Genomic DNA, 20,891 nt, shown 5'->3' on the forward strand with positions numbered 1-20,891 from the left:
AGAGCGTTACTTCTCACACGGCGCTTCCGTACCGTCCTCATCGGTCGCCGGTGGTGTCACAGCACTGGTGAGACAGCGATACTGCTGGACATGACGAGCGGCACCGAGGAGACGACCCTCACGATCGACGAACTGGCCGCGCGGGCGGGTGTGACGGTGCGCACGGTGCGGTTCTACGGCACCAAGGGGCTGTTGCCGCCGCCGGTGCTCGGGCCGCGGCGGGTGGGGCGTTACGGGCGTGATCATCTGGCCCGGCTGGCGCTCATCGAGGAGTTGCAGCAGCAGGGGATGACGTTGGCCGCGATCGAGCGGTATGTGCAGCAGTTGCCGCCCGGGCTGGACGCGCATGATCTCGCCATCCACCGGGCCGTGGTGGCGTCGTGGGCGCCGGATGCGGTGGAGACGGTGACGCGGGGGGAGTTGGAGCGGCGGGCTGGGCGGGGGCTCGGGGACGAGGACGTGGAGCGGCTGGTCGCCATGGGGGTGGTGGAGAGGGGTGCCGGCGCTGGTGGCGGGGGTGGGGGCGGGGACGGTTCCCTTGACTACCGGGTCGATCTCGGGCTGCTGCGGCTGGGGGTCGGACTGCTGGATGTGCCGTTGTCGCAGGAGGCGATCCTCGCTGCGCGGAAGGTTCTGCTGGAGCACTCGCGTGCCGTCGCGCGTGAGTTGTCGCAGTTGTTCCGGGGGGAGGTGTCGGAGCGTGCGGCGCGGGATGTGCGGTCGTTGTCCGCGTCCATGCAGCCCGTGGTGGTGCAGGCTCTGTTGACGACCTTTCAGCGGTCGCTGCGGGAGGAGTTGCGGGGGTGGGTGGGCGGCGGGCCCGACGACCACGACTCCCCCTGAGGGATCTCGCCCCCGCCGCCCCTACCCGTCCCATCCCTGGGGGGCTGCGCCCCCAGACCCCCGCTGTCGGCCCTGCGGGCCTCGTCCTCAAACGCCGGACGGGCTGAAAGATCCAGGCCCGGCAAATCCAGCCCCTCCGGCGTTTGAGGAACGGGGTCTGGGGCTGAGCCCCAGAAAGGGGCGCGGGGCCGTGTCGATATGCGGCTCCGCCGCGTGGGCGCGACCAGCCCCCACCCACCCGCACCCGAAGGACCACCGACCGGGGTCGAAGGGGCGGAGCCCCCGGGGGATGGGACGGGTAGGGGCGGCGGGGGCGGAAAGCAGCCCCCGCCGCGCCCGGCGTCAGGCGTCCCCGAAGTGCTCCCCCTTCTCGGCCTTCTCGACGAGCAGCGCCGGCGGAGTGAACCGGTCCCCGTACCGTTCCGCCAGTTCGCGTGCGCGGGCGGTGAAGCCGGGGAGGCCGCCGTCGTAGCCGTTGATGTACTGGAGGACACCCCCGGTCCAGCCGGGGAAGCCGATGCCGAAGACGGAACCGATGTTGGCGTCGGCGACGGAGGTGAGGACGCCTTCCTCGAGGAGCCGGACGGTGTCCAGGGCCTCGGAGAAGAGCATGCGTTCCTGCATGTCCCGGAAGGGGATCTCGGCGCCCTCACGGGTGAAGTGCTCACGCAGCCCCGGCCACAGGGCGACCCGCTTGCCGTCCGCGTCGTAGTCGTAGAAGCCCGCCCCACCACTGCGCCCGGGGCGCTCGAACTCGTCGACCATCCGGTCGATGACGGCCTCGGCGGGGTGGGCCGTCCAGGTGCCGCCCGCCTCCTCCACGGCCCGCTTGGACTCGCTCCGGATCTTGCGCGGGAGGGTGAGGGTCAGCTCGTCCATGAGGGAGAGCACCTTGGCCGGGTAGCCGGCCTGGGCCGCCGCCTGTTCGACCGACGCGGGCTCGATGCCCTCACCGACCATGGCGACACCCTCGTTGATGAAGTGGCCGATGACGCGAGAGGTGAAGAAGCCGCGCGAGTCGTTGACGACGATCGGAGTCTTGTTGATCTGACGGACCAGGTCGAAGGCGCGGGCCAGCGCCTCCTCACCCGTGCGCTCGCCCTTGATGATCTCGACGAGCGGCATCTTGTCGACCGGAGAGAAGAAGTGGAGGCCGATGAAGTCGGACTGGCGGTCCACGCCCTCGGCCAGCGCCGTGATCGGCAGGGTCGACGTGTTGGAGCACAGCAGCGCGTCCGGCTCGACGATGTCCTGGATCTCCTGGAAGACCTTGTGCTTCAGCTCCGGGTTCTCGAAGACGGCCTCGATGACCGCGTCGCAGCCGGCCACGTCCTGGGGGTCGGCCGTGGGCGTGATGCGGGCCAGCAGCGCGTCCGCCTTCTCCTGCGTCGTACGGCCCCTGGAGACCGCCTTCGCGCACAGCTTCTCGGAATAGCCCTTGCCCTTGACAGCCGCTTCCAGCGCTACGTCCTTCAGGACCACCTCGATGCCCGCGCGGGCGCACGAGTAGGCGATGCCGGCGCCCATCATCCCGGCGCCCAGGACGGCGACCTTGCGGACCGGACGCGACTCGATGCCCTTGGGCCGGTTGGCGCCCGAGTTGACGGCCTGGAGGTCGAAGAAGAACGCCTGGATCATGTTCTTCGACGTCTGGCCGGCGGCCAGTTCGACGAAGTAGCGCGCCTCGATCACCTGTGCCGTCTCGAAGTCGACCTGCGAGCCCTCGACGGCGGCCGCGAGGATGTTGCGCGGGGCCGGGTAGGGGGCGCCGTTGGTCTGCTTGCGCAGACTGGCCGGGAAGGCGGGGAGGTTCGCCGCGAACTTCGGGTTGGCGGGCGTGCCGCCGGGGATCTTGTAGCCCGGCTTGTCCCAGGGCTGCTGTGACTCGGGGTGGGCCTCGATGAAGGCGCGGGCCTTGGCGAGCAGTTCCTCCTGGGTGGTGGCCACGTCGTCGATCAGGCCGTTCTGGAGGGCGCGCTGCGGGTTGTACTGGGTGCCCTGGAGGAGGACCTTCAGCAGGGCGTCGGCGATGCCGAGGAGGCGGACGGTGCGGACGACGCCGCCTCCGCCCGGCAGCAGGCCGAGGGTGACCTCGGGGCAGCCGATCTTGGAGCCGGGTGCGTCGAGGGCGATGCGGTGGTGGCAGGCGAGGGCGATCTCGTAACCGCCGCCGAGGGCCGCGCCGTTCATCGCGGCGACGACCGGCTTGCCCAGGGTCTCGATGCGCCGCAGGTCGCGCTTGATGGCGAGGCCGCCGTCGAACAGGTCCTGGGCCGTCTCGGGGGTGACGCGGATCAGGTCGCGCAGGTCGCCGCCGGCGAAGAAGGTCTTCTTGGCGGAGGTGATGATGACACCGCGGATGCTGTCCTTCTCTGCCTCCAGCCGGTCGGTGATCACGGCGAGGGAGTCGCGGAACGCCTGGTTCATGGTGTTCGCGGACTGGTCGGGGTCGTCGAGGACGAGGGTGACGACGCCGGTGCGGTCCTGTTCCCAGCGGATGGTGGTGCTCTGCGTCATGACGGGGGTCTCCGTAGAAGTCTCTGAAGTCTCTTGGTTCCGCCGGGTGTTCAGATGCGCTCGACGATCGTGGCGATGCCCATGCCGCCGCCGACGCAGAGGGTCGCGAGGCCGTACCGCTTGTCCTGGCGCTCCAGCTCGTCGATCAGGCTGCCGAGGATCATCGCGCCGGTCGCGCCGAGCGGGTGGCCGAGGGCGATGGCTCCGCCGTTGACGTTGACCTTGTCGAGGGACAGGCCCATGTCCTTCACGAAGCGCAGGACGACCGCCGCGAAGGCCTCGTTGATCTCGACGAGGTCGATGTCGTCGATGGTCAGGCCGGCCTTGGCGAGGGCCTTGCGGGTGGCGGGCGCGGGGCCGGTGAGCATGATGGTGGGTTCGGAGCCGGAGACGGCGGCGGAGACGATCCGGGCGCGCGGGGTGAGGCCGTGGCGGTCGCCGACCTCCTTGGAGCCGATGGCGACCAGGGAGGCGCCGTCGACGATGCCGGAGGAGTTGCCCGCGTGGTGGACGTGGTCGATCTTCTCGACCCAGTGGTACTTCTGCAGCGCCACGGCGTCGAAGCCGCCCAGGTCGCCGATGTCCGCGAAGGACGGCTTCAGCTTGGCGAGGGAGTCGGCGGTGGTGCCCGGGCGCAGGTGCTCGTCGTGGTCGAGGACCGTCAGGCCGCTGCGGTCCTTCACGGGAACGACGGAGCGGTCGAAGCGGCCCTCCTTCCAGGCCGTGGCGGCACGCTCCTGGGAGAGGGCGGCGTACTCGTCGACGTCGCGGCGCGAGAAGCCCTCGATGGTGGCGATGAGGTCGGCGCCGATGCCCTGCGGCACGAAGTTCACGGCGAGGTTGGTCATCGGGTCGTTGAACCAGGCGCCGCCGTCCGAGGCCATCGGGACCCGGGACATGGACTCGACGCCGCCCGCGAGGACGAGGTCCTCCCAGCCGGAGCGCACCTTGGCGGCGGCCAGGTTGACGGCTTCGAGGCCCGAGGCGCAGAAGCGGTTCTCCTGCACGCCGGCCACCGTGTCCGGGAGGCCGGCCGCGATGGCGGCGATGCGGGCGATGTCGGAGCCCTGGTCGCCGACCGGGCCGACGACGCCGAGCACGATGTCGTCGACGGCGGCCGGGTCGAGGCCGGGGAAGCGGTCGCGGATCTCGTGGATGAGGCCGACGACCAGGTCGATCGGCTTGGTGCCGTGCAGGGCGCCGTTGGCCTTGCCGCGGCCGCGCGGGGTGCGGATCGCGTCGTACACGTACGCTTCGGTGCTCACTGGGAAGCCTTTCGAGGGTGAGGGTCAGCCGAGCAAAGGGAGCCCTGGAGGTGTGCGAAACCCCCTAGCCGAGCAGGGAACGTCCGATGATCTCCTTCATGATCTCGGTCGTCCCGCCGTAGATGGTCTGGATACGGCCGTCGGTGAAGGCCCGGGCGACCGGGAATTCGCTCATATAGCCGTAGCCGCCGTGCAGTTGGAGGCAGCGGTCCGCGACCCGCTTCTGCAGCTCGGTCGCCCACCACTTGGCCATGGAGGCGTGCACGGCGTCGAGCTCGCCGTTGTCGTGGTCGGCTATGCAGCGGTCGAGGAAGGTGCGAGTGACGGCGCATTCGGTGGCCATCTCGGCGATCTCGAACCGGATGTGCTGCTTGGTGGCGAGCGGTCGGCCGAACGCCTCGCGTTCCTTGACGTACTCGGTGGTGATCTCCAGCAGGTGTTCGGCGGCGGCGATGGCGGAGACCGCGATGCTCAGCCGCTCCTGCGCGAGGTTCGTCATCAGATGGACGAAGGCACCGTCGAGGTCGCCGAGGAGGTTCTCCTTGGGCACGCGGACGTCGCGGAAGAACAGCTCGGCCGTGTCCTGTGCCTTCTGACCGATCTTGTCGAGGTTGCGGCCGCGCTCGAAGCCGTCCATGCCGCGCTCGACGACCAGTAGCGACAGCCCGTGCGCGCCGCCCTCGGGGGTCGTCTTCGCGACGACGATCACCAGGTCGGCGAGGACGCCGTTGGAGATGAAGGTCTTGGAGCCGTTGAGCACCCAGTGGTCGCCGTGGTCCTCGGCGTGGGTGCGGATGCCCTGGAGGTCGGAGCCGGCGCCGGGTTCGGTCATCGCGATGGCCGTGATGAGCGAGCCGTCGCAGAAGCCGGGCAGCCAGCGGCGCTTCTGCTCGTCGGTGGCGAGCGAGGTGAGGTACGGGCCGATGATGTCGTTGTGCAGGCCAAGTGCGAGCCCCGGGGCGCCCGCGCGGGTGAACTCCTCGGCGAGGACGGCGCTGTACCGGAAGTCCGGGGTGCCGCCGCCTCCGTACTCCTCGGGGACGGCGAAGCCGAGCAGGCCCTGCTTGCCGGCCGCGCGCCAGGCGTCGCGGGAGACGATGCCGTCCTTCTCCCACTGCTCGTAGTAGGGCAGCACCTCCCTGGCCAGGAAGCTGCGCACGGTCGCGCGGAACGCGTCGTGCTCGGGGGCGAAGAGCTGCCGCTTCATTCGGGGTCCTTCGTGGGTTCCTGGTGCTTCGGAAGATCGGGTACGTCCCAGTCGCGCGCCACGTCGGCGGTGTCCGCGCCGGGCTGGGCCGGTCCGGTCCGTACGGCCGTCGGGGTCGCGGAGAAGCGGGGCGCGGGCGCGGGCTGGGTGATGCCGCCGTGGTCGGTGAAGGTGCCGCGGGCGGCGAGGTGGGGGTGGTGCGGGGCCTCGCGCAGGGACAGGACGGGGGCCACGCAGGCGTCGGTGCCCTCGAAGACGGCCGTCCACTCGTCCCTGGTACGGGACTTGAAGCGGGCGGCGACCGCCGCGCGCAGCTCGCCCCAGCGGGACCAGTCCTTGCGGGCGGCCGCGTGCTCCTCGATGTCGAGCAGCCGCAGGAACTCGGCGTAGAACTGCGGCTCCAGGGCGCCGACGGCCATGTACTTCCCGTCGGCCGTCTCGTAGGTGCCGTAGTACGGGCAGCCGCCGTCCAGGAGGTTGGCGCCGCGCCGGTCCTGCCAGCCGCCGGCGGCGAGCATGCCGTGGATCATCGCGGCGAGGTGGGAGGTGCCGTCGACGATGGCGGCGTCGACGACCTGGCCGGTGCCGGTCGCGCGCGCGTGGTGGAGGGCGGCGAGGGCGCCGATGACGAGGTAGAGGGAGCCGCCCGCGTAGTCGCCGACGAGGTTGGCGGGGACGGCGGGCGGTTCGTCGGGGCTGCCGATCATGCCGAGGGTGCCGGTGAGGGCGATGTACGCGATGTCGTGGCCGGCGCGCTGGGCGAGCGGTCCGTCCTGGCCCCAGCCGGTCATCCGGCCGTAGACCAGCGCCGGGTTTCGGGCGTGGCAGGCGTCGGGGCCGACGCCGAGGCGCTCGGCGACGCCGGGGCGGTAGCCCTCGATGAGGATGTCGGCGCGGGCGGCGAGGTCGAGGACGCGCGCGGGGCCGTCGGGGGACTTCAGGTCGACGATCACCGAGCGCTTGTTGCGGTTGGTGATGTCGTACGCGGGGTCGATGGCGAGTTGCGTGCCGCCGGGGCGGTCCACACGGACGACGTCGGCGCCGAGGTCGGCGAGGAGCATGGCGGCGAACGGGCCGGGCCCGATTCCGGCCAGCTCGACCACGCGCACGCCGGTGAGCGGGCCCTGTCCTGGCGTCGTCGCCATGCTGCCCCCAGGGGTATGACACAACTGCTGTAACACCGGTGATGCTAGGAACATGCATCGATGGAAACAAGAGCAAGCGCTTAGGAAGTTACCCGCCGGAAGCCCGGAGGCGAACCCGCCCCGAGGGAATCAGCGGCCGTCCAGCTCCGCTATCAGCCGCTTCGGGGCGATCGTGCGGTAGCTCTCCTCCACCCAGTCGCAGAGCAGCTCGGCCGTCGGGGCGCCCTTGTGCTCCAGCGGGATGCTGACCCAGCCCGCCTTGCCCAGGCCGTATCCGGCGGGTTCGGCGCCCGGGCAGGTCAGGGCGTGGGCGTGCGCCGACTCGTCCTTGAGCTTCACCGTGACGCCCAGCGGATAGCCGCCGTCGTCGACACCGAGGAAGACGAACACCTTCTTGTTGACCTTCGCGACCGTCTCGCCCCACGGGAACTCCTCGACCGCACCGGGCATCCCCAGCGCGAACAGGCGCACTTTTTCCCACTTCTTCAGGGCAGACCTGGGCACGGCCACCGCTTACCTCCGGGCTCGTCGTCGGGCTCCGCATCCCTCACGCTAGCCTCGGCCACCGACAACGGCGCGTGCTGCGAGACCGAGGGGTGTCATGACCAGGCTGAACAGGACGGATCGCCCGTACGACGTGGTGCTCTTCGGAGCGACGGGCTTCGTCGGGATCCTCACCGCGGAGTATCTCGCCGCGCAGGCGCCCGAGGGGCTGCGCTGGGCGATCGCCGGGCGCAGCAAGGAGAAGCTGGAGCGGCTGCGCGACCGGCTGCCGGGCGGCACGGAGATCGGGGTGCTGGAGGCGGACGTCTCGGACGAGGCCTCCATGCGGCGGCTCGCCGAGCACGCGCGCGTGGTGGCCACGACGGTGGGGCCGTACGTGAACTACGGCGAGGATCTCGTCGCCGCCTGCGCGGACACCGGCGCCGACTATCTCGACCTGTGCGGTGAGCCGGAGTTCGTGGACCTGACATATGTCCGGCACGACGCACGCGCGCGTGAGACGGGCGCGCGGCTGGTGCACGCCTGTGGCTTCGACTCGATCCCGCACGACCTTGGCGCGTACTTCACCGTCCAGCAGCTGCCGGAGGGCGTGCCGCTGACCGTGGACGGGTTCGTGACCGCCGACGCCATGTTCTCCGGCGGCACGTTCGCGTCGGCGCTCAACCAGTTCTCGCGCGGGCGCCAGATGCTGTCCGCCGCGCGTGACCGGGCCCGCCACGAGCCGCGGCTGATGGGGCGGCGGGCGCAGGCACCGACGGGTGCGCCGCGGTTCGCCAAGGAGGTCGGCTCCTGGGCGGTGCCGCTGCCGACGATCGACCCGCAGATCGTCAAGCGGTCCGCGCGGGCCCTCGACCGGTACGGCCCCGACTTCCGCTACCGCCACTACGCCGCCGTACGGCATCTGCCGGTCGCGCTCGGCGGGGTCGCGGCGGTCGGCGCGCTCGCCACGGCCGCCCAACTGCCGCCCGCCCGGCGCTGGTTGTCCGACCGGCTCAAGCCCGGCGAGGGGCCGAGCCCTCAGAGGCGCGCGAAGAGCTGGTTCTCGGTCCGTTTCGTCGGCGAGGGCGGCGGCCGGCGCGTCTTCACGGAGGTCGCGGGCGGTGACCCCGGCTACGGGGAGACGGCGAAGATGTTCGCCGAGTCGGCCCTGTCCCTCGCCTTCGACGACCTGCCGCGCACGGCCGGTCAGGTCACGACAGCGGTCGCGATGGGCGACGCCCTGATCGAACGGCTGCGGAAGGCGGGCATCGCCTTCCGGGTGGCCGCGACCCGCTGAACCGGGCCAACCCGGCTCGCCGAAACCGGTTCTACAGAGTCCACCCCGCCACCGTGAAGATCATCCCGCCGATCCAGGCCAGCCCCGCCACCACGGCGAGAACCAGCACAGCCGTCACGGCACGCTCGACGGGACGGTCGGGATCGGCGAGGGGCTTCGCTGCACGGTGCGTCGTCATACCCCCGAGCCTGCCGACCCCGGCGGGCGGCGGCATCCGTACAGGTACTCAGGCGACGTACTCAGCCGGGCCGCCGGGTGGACCTCATCGACCGGTCGCGGCCTTCAGTGCCTGGCGGCACAACGAGTCCGCGCGGCGGGTTGTCTCCGGGAGGCGGTAGGTGGGGGTCAGGGCGAGGGTGTGGGCGCAGGCGTTGTCGAGGGTGACCCGGTGGCCGACCGAGACGAAGACCGGCTTGACGGAGTCGCGGGTGCGCAGGGCTCGGCCGACCTGTTCGGTGCCCGCCGTGAGGGGCGCGGAGGATCCACGTGCGGGGGCCGGGTCGTCGTAGGTGAAGGTGAACGGGTTCTTGGCGACGCCTGTCGTCGGCAGCCCGGTGAGGACGCCGAGGTGGCTGGCGAGGCCGAAGCGGCGGGGGTGGGCGAGGCCGTAGCCGTCGCAGACGACCAGGCCGGGTGGACAGGGCAGGGCGTCGAGGGCGGCCAGGACCGTGGGGATCTCGCGGAAGGCGAGCAGGCCGGGGACGTACGGGAAGGAGATCCGGCCGACGGCCGTGGCCTCGGCGACCACTTCCAGGGTCGCGGCGTCCAGTACGACCGCGGCGGCCGCGACCACGTCCCGTTCGTCGTCGTAGGCCACGTCGACGCCGGTCACATGACCGGATCCGGGCGGCGGGCCCGGCTCGTCGAGGACCACGCGCTCCCGGAGTTCGTCCTGGACGGCGCGGGCCGCTTCCTCGGTCGCGGGCCAGCCCGCGGGAATGCTTACGGTCGTCATGGTGGGCACGAGCGTACGGGCCCAGGGGTAGGCTCGCGATCATGTTCGTGCTGGAACTGACCTACACCGCCCCGCTCGAGGACGTCGACGCCGTGCTGGAGGCCCATGTGGCGTGGCTCGACGAGCAGTACGAGCAAGGGGTGTTCCTCGCGTCCGGACGCAAGAACCCCCGCGACGGCGGGGTGATCCTCGCCGTCGCGGAGGACCGCGGGCGCGTCGAGGAGATCGCCGCGGGGGATCCGTTCGTCACCGCCGGGGTGTGCGCGTACCGCATCACCGAGTTCGTCGCCACGAAGACGGCACCGGGGCTGGAGCGCTACCGCGAGACGCCCGTCGGCTGAGGCGGTCGAGCGGGACGGGTCGATCGCGGAGGGCCGGCCGGGGCGGTCGGTCACACCGCCCGGCGCCTGCCTGAGCCGGCTCCTGTTCGTGCCCGAACGCCCTTGGGCAGGGCGCTGCTCGGCGTACGGCGTGCCGGCGTTCCCGCTCCGGGCTCGAACGGGGTGGCCCGTCGGGTGACTCCTCCCGGGGTCGGCGCCCTGGTACCGGTTGGCGGCGTCAGCCTTCCAGCCTGGCGACCCGCCCCTTCTCCCCCGCGGCCCAGCAGCCCAGGTCGGGCGTGCAGTCCACGGTGTCGTACGAACCGGTGTCGACGGTCCGCCAGGTGCGGCCGGCGTCGGTCGTCAGGTCGGTGCCGGTGGGGCCGACCGCGAGGGCGGCGGTGCGGCTGTGCGGGAGCCAGGCGACGCCGGAGCGGTAGGCGGGCGGGGGTGTGGCGGCGGGGCGCCAGGCCCGGCCGGCGTCGCCGGTGTGAGCGGCGGCCTGCGGGGAGGTCTGGTCGGGGCGGTAGTCGCCGCCGACCGCGAGGCCATGCGTGCGGTCGCGGAAGGCGAGGGCGAACACGCCGCGGGCCGGGTCGCCGGCCGGGATCGGGGTGTCGGCGGCCGTCCAGGTCAGTCCTCGGTCGCGGGAGTGCAGCACGCGCGCGCGTGCGGCCCCGCCGGTGGCCAGCCAGACGTCCTTCGGCCCGGAGCCGACCAGACACTGCCCGCTCGCCGCGAACCCGGCCTCGCCCTCCAGCGCGGCAGGCATCCCCTCGCTGGGCAGCACCTTCCAGGAGCGGCCGCCGTCGCTGGTCGACAGGATGCGGAACCTGCCGTCGACCGGGTCGCTCATCGCCAGTCCGTGGCGGCGGTCGAGGAAGGTCATGCAGTCGTAGAAGGCCCGCGCGTCGGTGTTGCGGAAGGACTCCGTCCAGGTCGCGCCGCCGTCGTCGGTGCGGTACACGCGGGACGCCTCGCCCTCCCCGATGGCCAGCACCACCGCACGGCGCGCGTCGAACGCCTCGATGTCCCGGAACTGCAGCTCGCCCGCGCCGGGCGGCGAGACGTTGCGCCAGGTCGTGCCGCCGTCGGTGGTGCGCAGGACGGTGCCGGCCGTGCCGGCCAGCCACGCGGTGTTCCGGCTGACCGCGGACAGCCCACGGAAGCGGACCTCGGGTGCGCCGCTGTCCTTGAGTTCCCAGTGCGGCGCCCGGCGCTCCGGTTCGTGCGCCTGCGCGGGTACGGCCGTCAGCGCGGCCAGCGCCGCCCCGCACGCCACCCCCGCGGCCACTGTCCGAAACGTACGCCCCGACCGTCGCGTGCTCCCCGAACGCCTCATGGCGGGCGAAGCTAGCCGACCGCTCCGGTGGCGTCCAGACCGCACCCGTCACACGTGACTTTCCCGGCGCAGGGGGACGAACGCGTCACCCCTGTGCATGAAGGCGGTGACCGAGGTCACTCACCCTTCGTGTGCACGGATTGGCTGATTCCATCGTCTCTACCGGTGCACGGTCTCGTCCGCCCGGATGTTCGTCCAGCCGTCACAAGGGAGCAAGGCGTTGTCCACCGTCATCGAGCAGCCCGTTGAGGCCCGTCTCGTCGCCGCCGCGCCGCGGATGCCGAGCATTCCGGCGACCCTGCACTACGACCGGCGCGATCCGTTCGCGGTCCGTATGACCTTTCCGGCTCCGGCGACGCTGGAGGGGGTCGAGGTGTGCTGGACCTTCAGTCGGGAGTTGCTGGTGGGCGGGCTCGAGGGGCCCGAGGGGCAGGGGGACGTTCGGGTGCGGCCGTACGGGTTCGACCGTACGGTGCTGGAGTTTCACGCGCCTGAGGGTACGGCTGTCGTGCATATCCGGTCGGGGGAGGTTCGGCGGTTCCTGGAGTCGACGAGTGAGCTGGTGCCGATGGGGCTGGAGCATCTTCAGCTGGATCTGGACCGGGATCTGGCGGAGCTGATGCGGGACGCCTGCTGACGCGGGCGGGTTTCTCGCCCTCGCCGCCCGACCCGTCCCATCCCTGGGGGCTGCGCCCCCAGACCCCCCTGATCGGCCCTTCGGGCCTCGTCCTCAAACGCCGGACGGGCTGGGGAGTACCTCGGGTTGGCTCGGTTCAATTCCGTTGACACCCACTCCTCACCTCCATACCGTGTATCTCGGTCCTGTTGCCGTCGATTGGAGAAGGACGTTGCTCGTCTGAGGTCCTGAGACACCGCGCCACACCTGAGGTGTGTTTGCGCTGCGTGCGACCTCGGCGTTCGAGCCGTCCTCCGGAGCAGGGCTTTTTCGTTTCCCTGAATTCCCCGAGGCCTCCCCGTTGGTCGCCGGTGTCTCGATACGCGTTTGCCCTTGATCGCTTCGAGCATCCGCGGAGGCCCGTATGTCTACTTCCATCACTTGTACTTCCCTCTTCTTCTCCTGGCCCGACGGCACTCCCGTCTTCGAGGGCCTCGACGTCTCGTTCGGTCCGGGCCGGACGGGGCTGGTCGGCGTCAACGGGTCGGGAAAATCGACCCTGTTGAAGCTCGTCGCGGGTGAGCTCGCGCCGGCCGACGGCGCTGTGCGCGTCGCGGGCGAGGTGGGGTATCTGCCGCAGAACGTCACGCTCGACACCGGCCTGAAGGTCGACGAGGCTCTCGGTATCGCTGACCAGCGGGCCGCGCTGCACGCCATCGAGGCGGGCGACGTGGCCGAAGAGCACTTCGAGACCGTCGGCGACGACTGGGACGTCGAGGAGCGGGCCGTGGCCACCCTCGGTGAACTCGGTCTCGGACATGTCGAGTTGGACCGCACCATCGGTGAGGTGTCGGGCGGCGAGTCGGTGCTGTTGCGGCTGGCGGCGCTGATGCTGCGCCGTCCGGAGGTGCTGCTGCTCGACGAACCCACCAACAACCTGGATCTGTACGCGCGTCGGCGGCTCTACGCGGCCGTGGCGTCCTGGCCGGGGGTGATGGTGGTGGTCAGCCACGACCGTGAACTCCTGGAGCTCGTCGACCAGATCGCCGATCTGCGGGCCGGGGAGGTCACCTGGTACGGCGGCAACTTCTCCGCGTACGAGGAGGCGCTCGCCACCGAGCAGGAGGCCGCCGAGCGGATGGTGCGGGTCGCCGAGGCCGATCTGAAGAAGCAGAAGCGCGAACTGGTCGACGCTCAGGTCAAGTTGGCCCGGCGAAAGCGGTACGGGCAGAAGATGTGGGAGCAGAAGCGCGAGCCGAAGATCGTCATGGGTGCGCGCAAGCGGGCGGCTCAGGAGTCCGCGGGCAAGCACCGGATCATGCACGAGGAGAAGCTCGCCGAGGCCAAGGAGCGGCTCGACGAGGCGGTGGAGGCCGTACGGGACGACGACGAGATCCGCGTCGACCTGCCGTACACGGCCGTACCGCCGGGGCGCGGCGTCCTCACGCTGATGGACCTGGAGCTGGCGTACGGTGCGCGCGTGAGCGGTGGCTTCGATCTGCGCGGCCCCGAGCGGGTCGCGTTGATCGGGCGCAACGGCGCGGGCAAGACGACGCTGCTGCGGACGATCGCAGGGGAGCTGGCGCCGGTGTCGGGTGAGGCGACGGCCCATGTCCCGCACCGGTTCCTGCCGCAGCGGCTCGACGTGCTGGACGGTGAGCTGAGCGTCGCCGAGAACGTGGCCCGGTTCGCGCCGGGCGCCACCAACAACCGGGTCCGGGCGCGGCTTGCCCGCTTCCTGTTCCGGGGTGCCCGCGCCGACCAGAAGGCGGCGACGCTGTCCGGCGGCGAGCGCTTCCGGGCAGCGCTGGCCGCGCTGATGCTGGCCGAGCCCGCACCTCAGTTGCTGATGCTGGACGAGCCCACGAACAACCTGGACATGGCGAGCGTACGGCAGCTCACCACGGCCCTGGAGTCGTACGAGGGGGCGCTGATCGTGGCCAGTCACGACGTGCCGTTCCTGGAGTCGATCGGCATCACTCGCTGGCTGATGATGGAGGAGGGAGAACTGAAGGAAATCACGCCAGAGGCTGTCGGGTATCCCGCCTAGCTTCGGGTTCATGCCTGATTTCACATCCGGATCCGCGCCCGAATCCGCGCCCGGGTTCACGCCCGGATTTCCGCCCGGGTTCCTCACCATCGGCGGAGCACGGGAGAACAACCTCAAGGACGTCTCCCTCCGTATTCCGAAAGGCCGGCTGGCGGTGTTCACCGGCCTTTCGGGCTCGGGGAAGTCGTCGGTCGTCTTCGACACGATCGCGGTCGAGTCGCAGCGCCAGCTCAACGAGACCTTCCCGTGGTTCGTGCGCAACCGGCTGCCCAAGTACGAGCGCCCGCACGCGGAGGCGCTTCAGGACCTCTCCCCCGCGATCGTCGTCGACCAGCGGCCGATCGGGGGCCACTCGCGGTCCACGGTCGGCACGATGACCGACGTCTACTCGGTGATCCGCGTGCTGTTCTCCCGGCACGGCACCCCGAGCGCCGGACCGGCGACGGCCTACTCCTTCAACGACCCCTCGGGCATGTGCCCGGAGTGCGACGGTCTGGGTCGTACGGTACGGCCGGACTGGGATCGCATCCTCGACCCGGACCGGACGCTCGCCGACGGGGCGGTCCGCTTCCCGCCGTTCGCGGCGGGCACCTGGCAGGGGAAGACGTACACGAACAGCGCCGAACTCGACCCGGACAAGCCCGTCGGGCGGTTCACCGCCGCCGAGCGGGAGTTCCTGATGCGCGGCCGCCCCGGCAGCAAGGTCACCGTCAACGGCACGGGCGGCACCTGGACCACCGACTACGAGGGGCTGGCCACCCGCTTCGAACGCCTGTATCTGAAGCGGGACCTGTCGGCGATGAGCCAGAAGACCCGAGATCTGGTGCGGGAGTTCCTGGAGGAGGGCGACTGCCCGGTGTGCGACGGGGCCCGGCTGAACGCGGCGGCGCTCGCCACCCGCATCAACGGCCTCAGCATCGCCGACTGCACCCATATGCAGGTCACCGACCTGATCGCGGTGCTGAAGGAGATCGACGGCCCGGTCGCCGGACCGGTCGCCCGGGCCGCCGTCACCGCCCTCGAACGCATCGACGCCATCGGGCTCGGCTATCTCAGTCTCGACCGGGAGACGTCCACGCTCTCCGGCGGCGAGGGGCAGCGTCTGAAGACGGTCCGGCACCTGGGTTCCAGCCTGACCGGCATGACGTACGTCTTCGACGAGCCCAGTGTCGGACTGCACCCGCGCGACGTCGGCCGCCTCGGCGATCTGCTGCTGCGGCTGCGCGACAAGGGCAACACCGTGCTGGTGGTCGAGCACGACCCGGACGTCATCGCGCTCGCCGATCACGTCGTCGACATGGGTCCCGGGGCCGGCGCGGGCGGCGGACGGGTCGTGTTCGAGGGGACACCGGGCGAGCTGGCCGCCTCCGACACGGTGACCGGGCGGTGCCTGGGGCGTCGTACGGCGTTGAAGGAGGAGGTCCGCGCGGCCGACGGTGGGCTGTGGGTGAAGGGGGCGGGCCGGCACAACCTGCGGGACGTGACGGTGGAGTTTCCGGCCGGGGTGCTCACCGTCGTCACGGGGGTCGCCGGGTCCGGGAAGAGCACGCTGGTCGCGGAGTTCACCGCCGCGCACGCCGACGCCGTGGTCGTCGACCAGTCGTCGATCGGGATCTCCGCGCGGTCGACTCCGGCGACCTACCTCGGGATCATGGACACGGTGCGGAAGGTCTTCGCGCGCGGGACGGGCGCCGAGCCGGGGTTCTTCAGCTTCAACTCGTCCGGCGCGTGCGGCACCTGCGAGGGCCGCGGGATCATCCACACCGACCTGGCCTTCATGGATCCGGTGACGACGACGTGCCACGACTGCGCGGGGCGGCGCTTCAGGGACGAGGTGCTGCGGCTGACCGTCGACGGCTGCTCCGTCGCGGACGTCCTGGAGATGACGGCCGAGCAGGCACTGGAGTTCTTCCAGGACGCGGGCGTACGCCGCCGGCTGCGCGCCCTGCGGGACGTCGGGCTGACGTATCTCACGCTCGGCCAGCCGCTCTCCACGCTCTCCGGCGGTGAACGTCAGCGCATCAAGCTGGCCACGCGGCTGCACCGCAAGGGAGCGGTGTACGTCCTCGACGAACCGACGGCCGGACTGCACATGTCGGACGTGGACGGGCTGCTCGGTCTGCTGGACCGGCTGGTCGACGCGGGCAACACGGTCGTGGTGGTCGAGCACGACCTGGACGTGGTGGCGCACGCCGACTGGATCATCGACCTGGGGCCGGACGGAGGCCGCGGCGGGGGCCGGGTGATCTTCGAGGGAACCCCGCGGCAGCTCCTCGACGCCCCCGGTTCCTTCACCGCCGAGCATCTCAGGAGGGCCACAGCCTGACTCCGGGGGTTTTGTACGGGCGGGTAACACCTGCATGATGGCGGGTCGGTGCCCCATGCATCATGGCGCCGACACCTGCCACCGACCCGGAGATCCCCCGTGCCCAGCAAGAAGGCCCTCGTCCGCCACCCCAGCCCGCGCCTCGCCGAAGGGCTGGTGACGCACATCGACCGGGAGAAGGTCGACGTCGACCTGGCGGTCGAGCAGTGGGAGGGGTACGTGGAGGCCCTGCGCACGCACGGCTGGGAGACGATCGAGGTGGACCCGGCCGACGACTGCCCGGACTCGGTGTTCGTCGAGGACACGGTCGTCATGTACCGGAACGTCGCCCTGATCACCCGGCCCGGCGCCGAGTCCCGGCGCGACGAGACCCTCGGCGTCGAGGAGGCCGTCGCCTCGCTCGGCTGCTCCGTGAACTGGATCTGGGAGCCGGGCACGCTGGACGGCGGCGACGTGCTGAAGGTCGGCGACACGATCTACGTCGGCCGGGGCGGCCGTACCAACGCGGCCGGCGTCCAGCAGCTGCGGGCCGCCTTCGAACCGCTGGGGGCGCGGGTCGTCGCCGTCCCCGTGAGCAAGGTGCTGCATCTGAAGTCGGCGATCACGGCCCTGCCCGACGGAACGATTCTCGGCCGTATACCCCAGCTGGACGCCCCGTCGCTGTTCCCGCGCTTCCTGCCGGTGCCGGAGGAGTCCGGGGCGCATGTGGTGCTGCTCGGCGGCGGCAAGCTGCTCATGGCCGCGAGCGCGCCGAAGACGGCGGAGCTGCTCGCCGACCTGGGCCACGAGCCGGTGCCGGTCGACATCGGCGAGTTCGAGAAGCTGGAGGGATGTGTGACATGTCTCTCGGTCCGGATGCGTGATCTGTACGCCTGACCGACTGGGCGGAACACTCTTTCAGCCCCGGGACCTGCGGGTCCGGGGCTTTTCGCATACCCGTGCAGGCCGGGCAGAACGGCCGCTGATCAGGGATCTTTACGTCGCTCTTAACCTACGGCTTCGTAACCTACGGGTTCGTAGCCTACGATCCCGTAGGTTCCCGGCAACCGCTCGCCGGTCACCTGCCCCTGTGTTGTGCGTCCCCCTGGAGTTCCCGTGACGATCACTTCCCCTCACCTCGGCAGCCCTGCCGTCTGGACCGACGCCCGGCTGTTGTACGCCCTGGAGGAAGTGGTCGAGAAGGAGCTCAACCGGCATCTGAAGGTCGCCAAGGACTGGATGCCGCACGAGTACGTGCCGTGGACGGACGGCCGCAACTTCCCCGGTCTCTTCGAGGACGGCGAGGCCTGGGACAAGGAGCAGTCCAAGGTCACCGAGATCGGCCGGATCGCGCTGGTGGTGAACCTCCTGACCGAGGACAACCTCCCCAGCTACCACCACGAGATCGCCTCGCTCTTCGGCCGTGACGGCGCCTGGGGCACCTGGGTGCACCGCTGGACGGCCGAGGAGGGCCGGCACGGCATCGTGATGCGCGACTACCTGCTCACCTCGCGTGCGGTCGACCCGGACAAGCTGGAGCAGTTCCGCATGTCCCACATGAGCGAGGGCTTCGAGTCGGACAACCGGCACTCGATGCTGCACTCCGTCGCGTACGTCGCCTTCCAGGAGCTCGCGACCCGCATCTCGCACCGCAACACCGGCCACCAGTCCGGTGACCCGATCTGCGACCGCATGCTGGCGCGCATCGCGACCGACGAGAACCTCCACATGGTCTTCTACCGCAACCTGCTGAAGGCCGCCTTCGAACTCGCGCCGGACCTCACGATGCAGGCCGTACGCGACGTGGTCGTCGACTTCCGCATGCCCGGCCACGGCATCCCCGGCTTCGAGCGCGCCGCCGCCCAGATGGCCATCGGCGAGGTCTACAACCTCCGTATCCACCACGACGACGTCCTCCAGCCCGTCCTGCGCCACCTGAAGGTGCTGGAGATCGACGGCCTCGGCCCCGAGGGCCTCAAGGCCCAGGAGGAACTGGGCCTCTTCATGAGCGGCCTCGACGCGGAAGCCCTGAAGTTCGACGAGAAGCTGGCGGCCCGCAAGGCCCGCATGGCGGCCCGGGCCGCCGGCTGACGTCCCGGCCCGTCGGGGGTCCCCCTCCGGCTCCCCGGCTCTCAACGTGACATGCGCCTGAGTTCCAGCCGTTCCTTCTCCGACAGGCCTCCCCAGACGCCGAAGCGTTCGTCGTTGTCGAGGGCGTACTCCAGGCAGGCGGAGCGGATCGGGCACATGCCGCAGATCCGCTTGGCCTCCCGCACGGAGCTGCCCGGGTCGGGGAAGAAGAAGTCCGCGCCGGTCTGTGCGCACAACGCATCCTGCTGCCAGTCCAGGTCGGGCGAGGTGATCGCTGTGATCGAATCGATGTGCATGCGCAGGATCGTGCCGGTCGCCGAAAAACGTTCGATCAACGCGGGATCAACGCCGCACCGCAGGGCCCCCGGCCGGATTCGATGGTCTCCCTCCGCGCGGTGCGGCGCACGGCGGCGCGCGGAAGCAGGGGAAAGCGAGGAGATCCGCGCCGGTCACCCACGGTGATCACCGGCTCCGTTTCAGCCGACGGCGGCACTCCGGCAGCGATTGTCAGTGGGCGGTGCAAGACTCGGCAGAGCAGGGACCGGCAGAGCTGACCAGGGGACCCCTTCCGAGGAGGGCGATGATGCTCACCACTCGCTATGTCACCGGCGCGCCGAACTGGCTCGATGTCGGCACACCCGACATCGAGGGCGCCCGTTCCTTCTACGGCGGCCTGTTCGGCTGGCGGTTCCAGCCGGGCGGGCCCGAGACCGGCGGTTACGGCCTCTTCCAGCTCGACGGCCGGACGGTGGCCGGCGGGATGCAGACCACCGAGGAGCAGGGTCCGCCGTCCTGGACGGTGTACTTCCAGACACCGGACGCGGACGCCACCGCGAAGGCGGCCGAGCAGGCTCACGGCTCGGTGCTCGTGCAGCCCATGGACGTGCTGGACATGGGCCGTATGGCCATCCTGGCCGACAAGGCGGGCGTCGGCTTCGGGCTCTGGCAGCCCGGCACCAACAAGGGCCTCGACGTCGTCCAGGAGCCCGGCTCGCTCTGCTGGCTGGAGCTGTACACCACGGACGTACCGGCCGCGGCGGGCTTCTACCACGCGACCCTCGGCCTGGAGACCTTCGCCCTCGACTTCTACGGCGGCACCTACACGACGTTCAGCCCGGAGGCGGCCGGGGAGGACGCCATGTTCGGCGGGGTGGTGGACAAGGCCGACGACCCGGCGGAGGCGGAGGGCCCGGCGTACTGGCTGCCGTACTTCGAGGTCACCGACACGGACGCCACGGCCGCCAAGGCGGCCGAGCTGGGCGGCACGGTCCGGATGCCTCCGACGGATCTGCCGGACGTGGGCCGTATCGCCAAGCTCACCGACCCGTACGGCGCCCGCTTCGCGGTGATCAAGAGCGCTCCGGCGCAGAGTTGAGCCGCCCCGCCGAGACGCCCCCTAGGCGGATGCGCGTCGGACCAGTGTGGTCGGCAGGACGACACTGGACGGCGCCCCGCCCACCCGTTCCCCGGTACGGCGGTCGACGCCGCGCAGCAGCAGCCGGGCCATCAGCCGGCCCATCTCCTCGATGTCCTGACGGACCGTCGTAAGGGCGGGGTCGGTCTGTTCCGCCACGGGGAGCATGTCGTCGAACCCGACCACCGCGACGTCGTCCGGCACCCGCCGCCCCGACGCACGGAGCACCCGCAGCGCACCGGCCGCGGTGAGGTCGTTGGCGGCGAAGACGGCGTCCAGGTCCGGGCAGCGGGCGAGGAGTTCGCGCATGGCCCGTTCACCGCCGGTCGGTGTGAAGTCGCCCTCGGCGATCAGCCCCGGATCGGCGTCGACCATGACGTCCCGGTATCCGTCGAGCCGGTCCACCGCCGACGTCTGGTCCAGGGCACCGGTGATGTGGGCGATACGGGTGCGGCCGAGGCCGGCGAGGTGCCGTACGGCGTCGCGGGCGCCGCCGCGGTTGTCGCTGTCGACGTAGACGACGCCCCGCTGGTCGCCGGACCAGCCGGGCCGTCCGCCGAAGACGGTGGGGACGCCGGCGCGCTGGATCAGTCCCGGCAGCGGGTCGTCGAGGTGCAGGGAGAAGACGAGGGCACCGTCGACATGGCCGCCGGCGAGGTAGCGGCCGACCCGGGCGTGGTCGTCGCGGCCTTCCGTGAGGAGCAGCACGAGCTGGTTGTCGTGGGCCGTCAACTCCTTGCTGATGCCGCGCAGTTGCAGGGCGAAGAAGGGGTCGGCGAAGACCCGGGTCTCCGGTTCGGCGACCACGACGGCGATGGCGTCGTGCCGTCGGGTCACCAGACTGCGGGCGGCCTGGTTGGGCACGTACCCGAGTTCCTCCACCGCCTTGCGGACCCGCTCCACGAGGGGTTCGCGCACCCCGTCCCCGCCGTTGACGACCCGGGACACGGTGGCCCGCGAGACCCCGGCCCGGGCGGCCACGGCCTCCAGGGTGGGACGCGGGGCGGTTTCGGTCACTGGGCGGCTCCTCGTCGGCGACTG

Annotated in this window: 19 protein-coding genes; 9 read left to right on the forward strand and 10 right to left on the reverse strand. The window is 71.0% G+C overall.

The features are described from left to right. Positions 1-90 precede the first annotated feature (90 nt). Positions 91-843, forward strand: coding sequence for a MerR family transcriptional regulator (locus ACFZBP_RS00890; protein ID WP_391409176.1), 753 nt, complete (start codon positions 91-93; stop codon positions 841-843). A gap of 342 nt (positions 844-1,185) precedes the next feature. Here ACFZBP_RS00890 and ACFZBP_RS00895 read toward each other — a convergent pair whose 3' ends face one another. The 5 genes from ACFZBP_RS00895 to ACFZBP_RS00915 form a co-directional block, all read right to left on the reverse strand. Next, positions 1,186-3,360 (reverse strand): 3-hydroxyacyl-CoA dehydrogenase NAD-binding domain-containing protein, encoded by a 2,175-nt coding sequence (locus ACFZBP_RS00895; protein WP_391409177.1) that lies wholly within the window; start codon positions 3,358-3,360, stop codon positions 1,186-1,188. Between the two features lie 50 nt (positions 3,361-3,410). Further along, entirely contained in the window at positions 3,411-4,625 is a 1,215-nt protein-coding gene (locus ACFZBP_RS00900) for an acetyl-CoA C-acetyltransferase (RefSeq protein WP_383453409.1), read from the reverse strand. 64 nt (positions 4,626-4,689) lie between these two features. Then, positions 4,690-5,832 (reverse strand): acyl-CoA dehydrogenase family protein, encoded by a 1,143-nt coding sequence (locus ACFZBP_RS00905; RefSeq protein WP_391409178.1) that lies wholly within the window; start codon positions 5,830-5,832, stop codon positions 4,690-4,692. Further along, positions 5,829-6,977 carry a CoA transferase gene (locus ACFZBP_RS00910; protein ID WP_391409179.1) on the reverse strand — a complete coding sequence of 383 codons (1,149 nt, stop codon included), beginning with the start codon at positions 6,975-6,977 and terminating at the stop codon, positions 5,829-5,831. Before ACFZBP_RS00910 ends, ACFZBP_RS00905 begins: the two co-directional genes overlap by 4 nt. Positions 6,978-7,106: 129 nt before the next feature. Continuing rightward, positions 7,107-7,487, reverse strand: coding sequence for an MmcQ/YjbR family DNA-binding protein (locus tag ACFZBP_RS00915; RefSeq protein ID WP_383453403.1), 381 nt, complete (start codon positions 7,485-7,487; stop codon positions 7,107-7,109). Between the two features lie 91 nt (positions 7,488-7,578). On the opposite strand from ACFZBP_RS00915, the gene ACFZBP_RS00920 reads away from it, so the two are divergent. Then, positions 7,579-8,757: a saccharopine dehydrogenase family protein gene (locus ACFZBP_RS00920; protein ID WP_383453401.1), complete on the forward strand. Its 1,179-nt coding sequence runs from the start codon at positions 7,579-7,581 to the stop codon at positions 8,755-8,757. Between the two features lie 31 nt (positions 8,758-8,788). On the opposite strand, the gene mmpA is transcribed toward ACFZBP_RS00920, so the two are convergent. Both mmpA and ACFZBP_RS00930 read right to left on the reverse strand, forming a co-directional pair. Next, positions 8,789-8,935 carry a morphogenic membrane protein MmpA gene (mmpA, locus tag ACFZBP_RS00925; protein WP_383453397.1) on the reverse strand — a complete coding sequence of 49 codons (147 nt, stop codon included), beginning with the start codon at positions 8,933-8,935 and terminating at the stop codon, positions 8,789-8,791. An 84-nt stretch (positions 8,936-9,019) separates the two neighbouring features. Continuing rightward, complete coding sequence (locus tag ACFZBP_RS00930; RefSeq protein WP_383453393.1) at positions 9,020-9,712, reverse strand: endonuclease V; 693 nt, start codon at positions 9,710-9,712, stop codon at positions 9,020-9,022. Positions 9,713-9,753: 41 nt separating this feature from the next. Between ACFZBP_RS00930 and ACFZBP_RS00935 the strand changes: the two genes are divergently transcribed. Continuing rightward, entirely contained in the window at positions 9,754-10,053 is a 300-nt protein-coding gene (locus ACFZBP_RS00935; RefSeq protein WP_383453391.1) for a YciI family protein, read from the forward strand. A gap of 217 nt (positions 10,054-10,270) precedes the next feature. Here the strand turns inward: ACFZBP_RS00935 and ACFZBP_RS00940 are convergent, their stop codons facing one another. After that, positions 10,271-11,374 (reverse strand): WD40/YVTN/BNR-like repeat-containing protein, encoded by a 1,104-nt coding sequence (locus ACFZBP_RS00940; RefSeq protein WP_391409180.1) that lies wholly within the window; start codon positions 11,372-11,374, stop codon positions 10,271-10,273. Between the two features lie 220 nt (positions 11,375-11,594). Between ACFZBP_RS00940 and ACFZBP_RS00945 the strand changes: the two genes are divergently transcribed. From ACFZBP_RS00945 to ACFZBP_RS00965, 5 genes are all read left to right on the forward strand, one after another. Beyond that, on the forward strand, positions 11,595-12,011 hold the full coding sequence (locus ACFZBP_RS00945) for an SsgA family sporulation/cell division regulator (protein ID WP_383453387.1): 417 nt from the start codon (positions 11,595-11,597) through the stop codon (positions 12,009-12,011). Positions 12,012-12,414: 403 nt separating this feature from the next. After that, positions 12,415-14,040 (forward strand): ATP-binding cassette domain-containing protein, encoded by a 1,626-nt coding sequence (locus ACFZBP_RS00950; RefSeq protein WP_391409181.1) that lies wholly within the window; start codon positions 12,415-12,417, stop codon positions 14,038-14,040. Between the two features lie 10 nt (positions 14,041-14,050). Then, positions 14,051-16,366 (forward strand): ATP-binding cassette domain-containing protein, encoded by a 2,316-nt coding sequence (locus ACFZBP_RS00955; protein ID WP_391409182.1) that lies wholly within the window; start codon positions 14,051-14,053, stop codon positions 16,364-16,366. Between the two features lie 99 nt (positions 16,367-16,465). Beyond that, on the forward strand, positions 16,466-17,242 hold the full coding sequence (ddaH, locus tag ACFZBP_RS00960; RefSeq protein ID WP_383453380.1) for a dimethylargininase: 777 nt from the start codon (positions 16,466-16,468) through the stop codon (positions 17,240-17,242). A 219-nt stretch (positions 17,243-17,461) separates the two neighbouring features. Beyond that, a complete protein-coding gene (locus tag ACFZBP_RS00965) occupies positions 17,462-18,436 on the forward strand; it encodes an acyl-ACP desaturase (RefSeq protein WP_383453378.1) in 975 nt (324 codons plus the stop codon). 41 nt (positions 18,437-18,477) lie between these two features. Here ACFZBP_RS00965 and ACFZBP_RS00970 read toward each other — a convergent pair whose 3' ends face one another. After that, positions 18,478-18,732, reverse strand: coding sequence for a WhiB family transcriptional regulator (locus ACFZBP_RS00970; protein WP_383453376.1), 255 nt, complete (start codon positions 18,730-18,732; stop codon positions 18,478-18,480). 287 nt (positions 18,733-19,019) lie between these two features. Here ACFZBP_RS00970 and ACFZBP_RS00975 point away from each other — a divergent pair, with 287 nt between their 5' ends. Next, complete coding sequence (locus tag ACFZBP_RS00975; protein WP_391410302.1) at positions 19,020-19,811, forward strand: VOC family protein; 792 nt, start codon at positions 19,020-19,022, stop codon at positions 19,809-19,811. A 21-nt stretch (positions 19,812-19,832) separates the two neighbouring features. On the opposite strand, the gene ACFZBP_RS00980 is transcribed toward ACFZBP_RS00975, so the two are convergent. Beyond that, entirely contained in the window at positions 19,833-20,867 is a 1,035-nt protein-coding gene (locus ACFZBP_RS00980) for a substrate-binding domain-containing protein (RefSeq protein ID WP_391409184.1), read from the reverse strand. Positions 20,868-20,891: the final 24 nt, after the last annotated feature.

It is taken from the genome of Streptomyces sp. NPDC008086 (assembly GCF_042957325.1).
In the GTDB taxonomy this organism is placed as follows: Bacteria; Actinomycetota; Actinomycetes; order Streptomycetales; family Streptomycetaceae; genus Streptomyces.